Source organism: Corynebacterium sp. AOP12-C2-36, assembly GCF_052379185.1.
GTDB lineage: Bacteria > Actinomycetota > Actinomycetes > Mycobacteriales > Mycobacteriaceae > Corynebacterium.
The window spans coordinates 1-697 of record NZ_JBQSYJ010000077.1; the positions used below are offsets into that span (position 1 = coordinate 1).

Here is a 697-nt window from a genome sequence, read left to right on the forward strand (position 1 = left end):
GCCCAACCCGGGGACACGGTGGTGGTGTGGCGCATCGACCGGCTGGGCCGATCCCTGCTCGACGTACTCAACACAGTGAACCTGCTGCGCGAACGAGACGTGAAGATCAAATCGGTCTCTGACGGCATCGACCCGGAGACGTCCTCGGGCCGGTTGATGCTCGGGATGCTCGGCACCCTGGCCGAGTACGAACGAGAACTGATCACCGAACGCGTCAACGCCGGCATCGCCGCAGCGAAAGCCCAGGGCACCCGCTTCGGCCGACCACCTGTGGATCCCGAGGTGGTCGACCGCAAGCTCGCTATCGTCGCCGAGGAGAGGGCCAAAGGCCGTAGTGCCGAAGACGCCGCGAGCATGGTCGGCTGGTCGAGGGCGACACTCTATCGCCATCTGCAGGGCGCCAAACGACGACAGTCAGCACTGCCCGCCTGACACGGGCATAATGACCCGGTCGTGAGGTGATGGTGACGGACGAGATGCAGCGCTGGGAGATCCTCCGGCTCCACATCGAAGACGGCATCACCCTGACCGACCTGGCACGAACCACCGGCGTTAGTACCCGCACTCTATCCCGGTGGGCTGCCCGCTACCGGGCCGACGGAATCCGCGGCCTACGCACCACCACACGATCCGACTCCGGGGCACATCGCATATCCGCGGAACTGGTCACCTACATCGGACACCTCGGACTCACCAG

2 protein-coding genes are annotated in these 697 nt (G+C 65.3%); both read left to right on the top strand.

Features of this window, described 5'->3' with window-relative positions:
* On the top strand, window positions 1–432 hold a 432-nt coding region (locus ACT3UN_RS16535; RefSeq protein ID WP_444657670.1), incomplete at its 5' end, for a recombinase family protein.
* 32 nt (window positions 433–464) lie between these two features.
* Window positions 465–697: helix-turn-helix domain-containing protein (locus ACT3UN_RS16540; protein ID WP_444657671.1), on the top strand; the 233-nt coding region annotated here is incomplete at its 3' end.